Below are 8742 nucleotides of genomic sequence, written 5' to 3'. Positions count from 1 at the left end.
TTCTAATCTGACGTAGGAGTTCATAGCCATCCATTTCTGGCATCCCAATATCACTAATGACAACATCAGGCTTGAATACATCTAAGGTTTCTAGAGCTTCGATCGCAGAGGTTGTCACTTTTATTTCTGCTCCGGTTTGTTCCAAAATGGCAAGAACCAGTTCTCGCATATCGGCTTGATCGTCTACCGCTAAAACTCGGAAGCCTGCCAGGGGGAGAGCTTTTACTGAGGAGCTTAAAGGCTCGGGCTGACCTGGATTTTCTCCACGTCGACTTTTTGACGCTGGTAATAGAACAGTAAATGTTGCGCCTAATCCTTCTCCAGGGCTTTCTGCCTGAACCGTTCCGCCGTGTAGTTCCGTTAAGTACTGGACGATCGCCAACCCTAACCCCAATCCACCAAACTTACGGGTTGTTGTGCCGTCCTCCTGTCGGAAGTATTCAAACACATGGGGTAGAAACTGCGGAGCAATTCCTTTGCCGGTGTCTTGAACTTGAATTTGAACGTGAGTATTGGTTTGCGCTAGTCGAATCTCTACGGTTCCGCCTGACGGGGTAAATTTGATTGCATTACTGAGCAAATTCCAGACCACCTGTTGAAGACGAGCGACATCCCCTGAGACTGGTTCAATTTCACTGGCGATAACCTTCTGTACTTCAATCCCTTTTGCTTCAGCAGACAAGTGTACGGTTTCCAGAGCAGCATCAACGACCGTGACTAAATTAACTGGACAAACATCTAGCATCAGTTTGCCGCGCAGAATCCGTGAGACATCGAGTAAATCATCAATGAGTTGGGTTTGCAGCTTAGCATTGCGCTCGATCGTTTCCAGGGCACGCCTTGTTGCTGCTTCATCAAACTGATGTGCTTGCAGCAGCTTTGCCCATCCCAGAATGGGATTAAGGGGTGATCGCAGTTCGTGAGACAGCACTGCCAAAAATTCATCTTTAATCCGGTTGGCTTGTTCGGCTTCTCTCCGGGCATTCTGTTCGCGTTCTAACAATTTTTCACGTTCTTGTTCGGCTTGCTTTCGTTCGGTAATGTTTTCAGCAAAAATGATAATGCCGCCAATTTCGCCACCGCTGGCATACCAGGGCAAAATTTCCCAATGGAGCCAGACCATTGATCCATCTGAGCGCAGGTAGCAATCCTCTTCGCATCGTTCTGTTGCTCCTGCCAGACAACGCTGATGAACCTGCTGCCAGCGTTCTGGAATATCCGTTATGACCTCGTAATGCGATAAACCCTTGAGATTGGTATAACCTGGAGCATACTCGCTCATCCAGCGATCGCTGGCAAAAAGGTAGCGCATTTCTCGATCCAGCATAACAACCGCAGCCGGAGTACGTTCAATAAATCTTTGAAGCGTTTCACTGGCTGACTGCGCTCTTGCCAAAAGCTGTTCTCGCTCTGTCTCAGCTTGCTTTCGATGCGTGATGTCTTGCACAACACCCATCATTCCGAGAACCTGCCCGAACGAGTCGTACTGAGCACGTCCTTTGGCAGCGATCCATCGTTCTGTTCCATCCGGATGAATCACTCGATATTCAATGTCGTAGTCGCTGCGTCCAGCAATCGCTTTTTCAACCTGTAAACCTGCTCGCTCTCGATCGTCTGGATGAAGGAGTTTTTGCATTTGGATCCAGGTCATATAGGGTCCTGGTGGAATGCCAAATATCTCAGCCGCTTGCCCTGACAATGTCACGATGTCGGTTGCTGCGTTCCAACTCCAGTCTCCCAGTTTTGCAGCCGCCAATGCCAAACTTAATTGCTCAGTACTCTCTTTTAATGCTTTTTCCGCTTGTTTGCGCTCGGTAATGTCTGTACAGGTGCCAAACCAGCGAATGACTTGACCTTGCTCATCCAGCATCGGCAGGGCGCGGGTGAGATGCCAACAGTAGCTGCCGTCCGCTCGTTTCAAGCGATGTTCTACGTCATAGCTTGTCTTTTGCTCAGCGGCTTGAGTCCATCGCCTGATGCTGTCGGCGCGATCGTCGGGATGAATAATTTTCTGCCAGCCCAATCCCTGAGTTTGTGCCAGGGTTAGCCCGGTGTAGTCGAACCAGCGAGGGCTGTAATAATCAACCCAACCTTGAGCATCCGCTGTCCAAACCATTTGCGGAATCGATTCTGCGAGAAAGCGAAAACGCTGTTGGTTGGCGATGCGACGCGATCGACCCAACTCCAAATTCGTTGCCACCCGTGCCAGCAGTTCTCTTGCGCTAAAAGGCTTGACCAAATAATCATCGGCTCCTGCTTCCAGTCCCTCAACGGCAGCTTCTTCACCCGCTCGCGCTGAGAGCAGCAAAATGGGAATCTCGCGAGTTTGGGGATCAGCCCGGAGTTGCCGCAGCAGTTCAAAGCCATCGAGCCGGGGCATCATCACATCGGTGAGCACTAAATCCGGCAATTGGGCACGAGCCGCTTCCAGGGCAGCTTGACCATCGGCAACTGCTTCGACCTCATAGTGTTCCCTCAGGAGCCGTTGCAGGTAGTGACGCATATCCGCATTGTCATCGGCTAACAAAATTCGGGCAGAAACACGGGGAGGTAACGCTGCTGAGTCTTCGCGGCGCTCCACAACCCACTCTAGGGCTTCTTCGACATAAGCCGTTGCGCCTGAAGCCGTTGAAGCCTGGGTTCGGACGGATTGAATCTGCTCCGACGGCAGGTGAGCACACCCGATCGGCAATCGCACAACAAAAGTACTTCCTTCCTTCTCCACACTGCTCGCAGTCACCGTTCCCCCATGCAGCTTGACCAATTCCTGCACCAGCGACAGTCCAATGCCCGAACCTTCATAGGAGCGACCCTGCGCCCCGGCAACCCGATGAAATCGTTCAAATAGACGGGGCAGCTCATGAGCCGGAATGCCAGTTCCCGTATCTTGAACGATCAGTTCAATCGCAGCGTCCACCGGATACAGTGACACCGAGATTTGTCCCTCAAAGGTGAACTTGAAGGCGTTAGAGAGCAAGTTAAGGACAATCTTCTCCCACATTTCGCGATCGACATACACGGGTTCAGGCAGCGGAAGACAATTCACGACAAGCTGTAACCCTGCTTTCTCGATCGCCGATCGAAACCCACTAGCGAGATCAGCCGTCAGGCTTGCCAGATCGGTTGCCTCATAAACGGCTTGAATTCGCCCCGCCTCAAGCCGAGAAAAGTCGAGTAATGTGTTGACCAGCTTTAACAAACGCTGGCTGTTGCGATGCGCCACGGCAATTTGTTCTCGTTCGGCGGCAGGCAAATGGTCATTCTGAAGCAAATCCTCTAGCGGATTCAGCATCAAGGTCAGCGGTGTGCGAAACTCGTGGCTGACATTGGAAAAGAAAACCGTTTTTGCCCGATCGATTTCTGCCAGCATTTCGGCGCGGCGGCGTTCTTCTTCATAAGCTTGAGCATTGCGGATCGACACGGAAACCTGTCCAGCCAACAGCTCATAAAACGACTGGTAGCCTTCATCCAGCGCCCGATTCGGACTGATGCCACAAATCAGCACTCCTAGCGGTGCAGCCACATTCGACGACGGAATCGGTAAGGCGATCGCCTGGCTCACGCTTTCGTTCCAAGGTCCGCCAGGAATGGTGGTGTCCCGATCAAGCTCTGAGACGATCGCGGTTTGACCTGCCATCGCTTTTGCTAGAGACCATCGATCCGCTGTTTCTGCCAGTGATTCTGAAAGCAGGACAGCTGTTGGAACAATCGCTAGATTGCCGTTCATCCCCACGCTGCCGCAGAGCTTTAGGGTTTGGTCGTTGAAGTCGCTCAAGTAGATCAGGGCAAAGGGTACATCTAGCAGACAGTCCGCGATCGTCGCCAGAATATCCTGACAGGTTGCATCCACACTACGCGTTTCCCCTGCCTGTGCTGCCAGGTCGCGCTGCAAACGCAACCGTCGCTCTCCTAACACCTGCTGCGTCACTTCGCTACAGACACAGAGCATTCCGCGAATCGTGCCTGCATCATCTTCAACGGCACTGTAGGACAAACTAAAATGAGCTTCCTCGTTGTAGCCGGAGCGGTTCACTGCGAGCATCTGGTCTTCCACCCAGTTGGGAACCCCAGTCGTCATGACTTCGGTAATCATCGGACCGATCACATCCCAGGACTCAGCTTGAGTTTCCCGGATCGATCGTCCCAGCGCATAGGGATGTTTCGTGCCAATCAGATTGATGTAAGCATCGTTGTAAATCTGAATTAGCTCTTGCTCCCACAGCAAGATCATGGGGTAACGCGAGCCTAACAGCGTGCGAACAGTTGATTTCAGGCTTTGCGACCAGGATTCGACAGCCCCCACTGGCGTTTGTGCCCACTCCATTGCCTGCATCCGTGTTCCCATCTCCCCAAACTTGGGGAAGGGACTTGTTCTGTGTCTGTTCATTCGCCGTCCTCCCTCTTCTTCATATTAGGCATTTCGCGGTTCGAGTGGGGAAGCTGGCAGTCCCGTCTCTTCGTAAATGTTATGCTTGCTCCTGCTTGCCGCCGTGCCGCCTGTAATTTCTGCTGTCCCTGTGCGGTTAAAACCACTCCGCGTTTACAACAATTGCGCTTGTCCAGGTCTGTTAAATCTGGCTTGGCTCCAAAGCCTTAGGATGGCGAATTGAGCAAGCAACTGTAAACTATTTGATCCATCTCAACTATCCTTTTAACTTACCGCTTAAATTACTAACTAAGTGGTCTTATATTCCCTGGGCTTTTCAACTGGGCATTGCCATACTAAAAACATCAAGTTCTTCTAGAACCCCTTTTAAGAAAAACGTTTGAGGTCGTCAAGATGTTACGCCACATCATTTTCGCTGCAAACCCCAGCCGTGTTGCCGAAGTCCTTGCCGAACTAATGAATGGACAATTTTTTGAGTTTCCCCTGTTTCATAATGCGTATATTGCGATCGCAGAGAATGCCCACGGTACGTAATTAGCCAGACCCGTATTCTATCGCTGGCGCAGTCTTCCCGTTACAGGGCTTTGTGTGATGAAATCCAAAGGTTTTATCTCTCTCCCCTTCATGAGGTAGAGCCTCTCTACAAACATCCCCAGATCAACCCTGAAAACGAGAAGAGTATCCTGTTCCAAAATCTGGCAGCTGAATCATTGTAAAAGTCTGAGGTTTCATTATGCGTAGCAATTTTCTGGTTTCGGCTTGCTCCACTTTGCTTGTTCTGTCCATCCAGATTGGATGCCAAGCATCTACCTTTGAGAGCCAACCGCGATCGCTTGGGGACGGCACCGTTCGCACTTATGTTGAGTTAGACGACAAGGGCAGCCCTACGGAAGTTGGTGTGATCTTATCCGGCGATGCCCTGTCTAACCTTCCCGATCATGCAGAGGAATATCTGCTGCAACTCCCTCCCGAGGCTTCAACCACTGCCATTACCCACATTGGGTTGGATTGGCGCTCGCATGGTCACGCCCCCGATGAGATTTATCATCTCCCTCATTTTGATGTTCATGCTTATGTCATCTCCCCCCAAGAGCGAGAAGCGATTACGGCAACCGGAGCCAATCTAGAAACGGTGTATGCCACCCCTGCCCCAGAGTTAATTCCAGCGGGGTATGTGTTAGCTCCAGAAAGTGCGGAACCTCGTCAGGGTGCCCATTGGATCGACCCCACCGCAGACGAGTTTCACGGTGTTCCACACGGGTTTGACCACACAATGATTTATGGTTTTTACAACGGGGAAATGGCGTTTGTAGAACCGATGGTGACGATCGACTTTTTACAAAGCCAACAAGAGTTTGAGGGTGCAATCGCGCTTCCTGCCCGTTATGCCAGACCGGGTGCCTATCCGACCGCTTATCGCATTACCTACAACGAAGCTACCGGAGAACACGTTATTGCACTAACTGATTTTACGCGATCGGCCCCAATCAGCCAGGCCCCAAACCATTAAAAGCTGATTTGACGGGATTGATTTTCGACACATTTTGCATCACAGGGTTCACCCTCCTCTAAAATGACTAGAGAATGAGGGTTCCCAAATTGCTTCTCTAGGATCATCAATCCTCTCCTACTGAGCGATCGCCTTCCGCTGCCCCACCCGTGCTGCTTCGCAGATACCGCAAGGGTCGCTTCCTGAGCAGTTTCGGAAATGGCTAATCACCTTACAGAACAAGGGCAAGGGCTTGGGGCAGCGCCAGTTAACACATCCGCTTCAGTCGCCGCTAGTGGCTTTTCGGACTCAATCGATTACCCCAATACGGTCGGTGTGCAAGCGGAACGTTATGCGGCTGCAACTGGGCAAACCTACTCTCAAACGCCTAGCCAAATATATTCTAATCACGTCCCTACCGGGAACTTGCAGCATAATGCCAAACTCACCGGACTCAAAGATGGGCAAAATTTACATCACTTTCTGCGCGATGCGATGTGGCAGATTGAACAAGCCAGAGCTATTCGGTTGCATCTGATTCGGCAACAGATTGGAACTCGACCCATCAGCTTGTGTATTGATAAAACAGGAGATGCCAAGAAGGGCAGCACCACTGACTACGTTGCCAAACAATACATTGGTAATCTGGGTAAAACTGCCAATGGAATCGTCAGTGTCAATGCCTATGCCGTTGTTGATGGCATTACCTATCCCTTGCTGTCCAAGATTTATAAACCTAGAACAATGGTTACATGTTTTTCCAGTGCCTAGACTCAAACGAGCCTTACATCAGTTGATGGATTGGATGGATACCTTCCAGATTCTTTCAATTCCAGACCTGAAAGCAGCTTGATAGGACTTGAAAATCTTCTCCTCTGCGGTAGTAACAAAAGAGGGTTTAAGCTAGAACGGGTTGACGAACATAGTTTGAAGAATTACCTTTAATCGCCTGACTGAATTTGCCATCAATGCTTCGTGGCAAATCGCCTACGATCGTCACTCGCTGGACTCGACGGGGTTGTCCTTCATAGTCGTAAATGGCATAGTGTTGAGTCGATCGATTATCCCAGAAGGCAATATCGCCCACCTGCCACTTCCAGCGCACCGTGTTTTCTAATCGCGTTACATAAGCTTGCAACAGTCGCAGCAAATCCTTCGATTCTGTTTCGGATAGTCCCTGAATGCGCTGGACAAATGCACCGATAAATAACCCTCGCTCACCGGACTCTGGATGCACACGCACAACAGGATGCAATGTCTCGTACACGGTTGAGGTAAAGACTTTTTGATAGTCCTTTAATGCATCAGACACGGTAATTGCAGCTTCAGCGTAGTCATACACATTGCTATGCACTGCCCAAAGTTGATCAGCAAGGGTGCGGAGATGATCGGGTAGATCTTGATAAGCCGCCGCGGTGTTTGCCCAAACAGTATCTCCTCCGACTGGCGGAATCTCTACTGCCCGAAGAATGGAGCCGAGTGGGGGACGATCGACAAAGGTGACATCGGTATGCCATTCATTCGATCGGGTTGCCGTGCGTCCATAGTCGAGATCCAGAACTTCGTGATGTTCGACCAGAGGCGGAAGTGTCGGATGAGCCGTAGTGATTTCACCAAAGCGGCGAGCAAAAGCAATTTGCCCTGCTGCATCCAGCGACTGCCGCCGAAAGAAAATAACTTTGTATTGGATTAATGCCTGACGAATTTCTTGAATTAGAGTATCGCTGAGAGCCGCATTCAGATTAACACCTAGAATTTCTGCACCGATACGTCCAGAGAGCGGAGTGAGATCAAACGTTGTAAAACTCATGATGATTGCTGTAAAACTAAAGAACAGATAGAAGTGGAGCGAATTGTTTATGCTTCAAGTCGTCTCAAGGAGATGAAACAGCGATCGCTTTAATTGTCACTGGATGTACTTAGTAAAAGCCAACGCTAGGGATAGAAAAAAGCCAAGTGTGCAGCTGAGGCTGATAACGAGTAGGGGAACGCTGCTGACGGTTGAGTTTGTCGGCTGCATAAACATTGCCTTATAGTGAAATATTATCTAGCTGGGAATACTTTGCTGTATTCTTCTGAGGGCAAGAAAGCTTCCTTCGTGTCGATCGATTTAGGAATGATTTGTGCTTTATAGAAGATGTCTGCTACCTCTTGCTGCGCCTGCTGAATCTGAGCATCTACAGGCAGCACCTCCCAGCTTCGTCGCTGATACACTTTTTCTAGAATATTGGCATCTACTTTGATTTCTCCAGAAAACTGCTCTGCAACTTGTCGGAAATTCTGTTTTGCCCATTGTCCGTTTTCTTTTGCGGCTGCGAGAATCGTTTTGACAGAATCCGGCTGGTTCTGGGCAAATTGTTGCGAAGCAAGGAAGTAGGCACGTCGCTCACGCCCCAGATTGAGATTGCGAATGGTACCTGTCCCTTCAGCAACAGCAAGAAACGGATCCCAAATCGACCAGGCATCAACATTGCCCTGCTCAAAGGCAGCTCGCGCATCGGCAGGGGGAAGGGAAACGGCTTCAATATCCTTGATACTTATGCCCTGTTCCTCCAGCACTTTCAGCAGCAGGTAATGGGCACTCGATCCTTTCTGAAAGGCTATCCGCTTGCCCTTCAAATCGGCTGCCGTTTGGATTGCGGAATTCCTGGGCACCACAATATCCTGCGTTTGAGAACTCAAAGGCGTGACGCTGACATAGTAAAACTGTCCACCTCCGGCTTGGGCAAAGATTGGTGGAGATTCGCCTACGCCGCCAAAGTCAATTTGGCCTGCATTCATTGCTTCCAGCATGGGTGGACCTGCCGGAAACAGCGACCATTCGATCGCAACCCCCTGTTCTTTGAATTGCTGATCGAGCTTACCC

At 50.3% G+C, this 8742-nt stretch carries 5 protein-coding genes and 1 pseudogene; 3 read left to right on the top strand and 3 right to left on the bottom strand.

Annotated features, from left to right (window positions below; all coding sequences use genetic code 11):
- Positions 1-4387: ATP-binding protein (locus H6F80_RS12240; RefSeq protein ID WP_190791827.1), on the bottom strand; the 4387-nt coding region annotated here is incomplete at its 3' end.
- A gap of 393 nt (positions 4388-4780) precedes the next feature.
- Here H6F80_RS12240 and H6F80_RS12235 point away from each other — a divergent pair.
- From H6F80_RS12235 to H6F80_RS29860, 3 genes and pseudogenes are all read left to right on the top strand, one after another.
- On the top strand, positions 4781-4921 hold the full coding sequence (locus H6F80_RS12235; protein ID WP_190791826.1) for a hypothetical protein: 141 nt from the start codon (positions 4781-4783) through the stop codon (positions 4919-4921).
- A gap of 199 nt (positions 4922-5120) precedes the next feature.
- Positions 5121-5897 (top strand): DUF5602 domain-containing protein, encoded by a 777-nt coding sequence (locus tag H6F80_RS12230; protein ID WP_190791825.1) that lies wholly within the window; start codon positions 5121-5123, stop codon positions 5895-5897.
- 417 nt (positions 5898-6314) lie between these two features.
- Positions 6315-6620 (top strand): annotated as a pseudogene (locus H6F80_RS29860) (transposase); the annotation flags it as partial.
- A 154-nt stretch (positions 6621-6774) separates the two neighbouring features.
- On the opposite strand, the gene H6F80_RS12220 reads toward H6F80_RS29860, so the two are convergent.
- Together H6F80_RS12220 and H6F80_RS12215 are read right to left on the bottom strand one after the other, a co-directional pair.
- Positions 6775-7686, bottom strand: a complete 912-nt coding sequence (locus H6F80_RS12220; RefSeq protein ID WP_190791823.1) for a TauD/TfdA dioxygenase family protein — start codon at positions 7684-7686, stop codon at positions 6775-6777.
- A 233-nt stretch (positions 7687-7919) separates the two neighbouring features.
- The coding region (locus H6F80_RS12215; protein ID WP_190791822.1) for an aliphatic sulfonate ABC transporter substrate-binding protein at positions 7920-8742 on the bottom strand (823 nt) is incomplete at its 5' end.

It is taken from the genome of Leptolyngbya sp. FACHB-711 (assembly GCF_014695615.1).
Taxonomy (GTDB): Bacteria; Cyanobacteriota; Cyanobacteriia; order Elainellales; family Elainellaceae; genus Leptolyngbya_A.
This window is presented reverse-complemented; position numbering and strand designations above follow the sequence as displayed.

Excerpts from the sequence above, each read along its gene's own strand:
- H6F80_RS12220 (WP_190791823.1), bottom strand. The coding sequence starts at position 7,686 with ATGAGTTTTACAACGTTTGATCTCACTCCGCTCTCTGGACGTATCGGT.
- H6F80_RS12235 (WP_190791826.1), top strand. The coding sequence starts at position 4,781 with ATGTTACGCCACATCATTTTCGCTGCAAACCCCAGCCGTGTTGCCGAA.
- H6F80_RS12230 (WP_190791825.1), top strand. The coding sequence starts at position 5,121 with ATGCGTAGCAATTTTCTGGTTTCGGCTTGCTCCACTTTGCTTGTTCTG.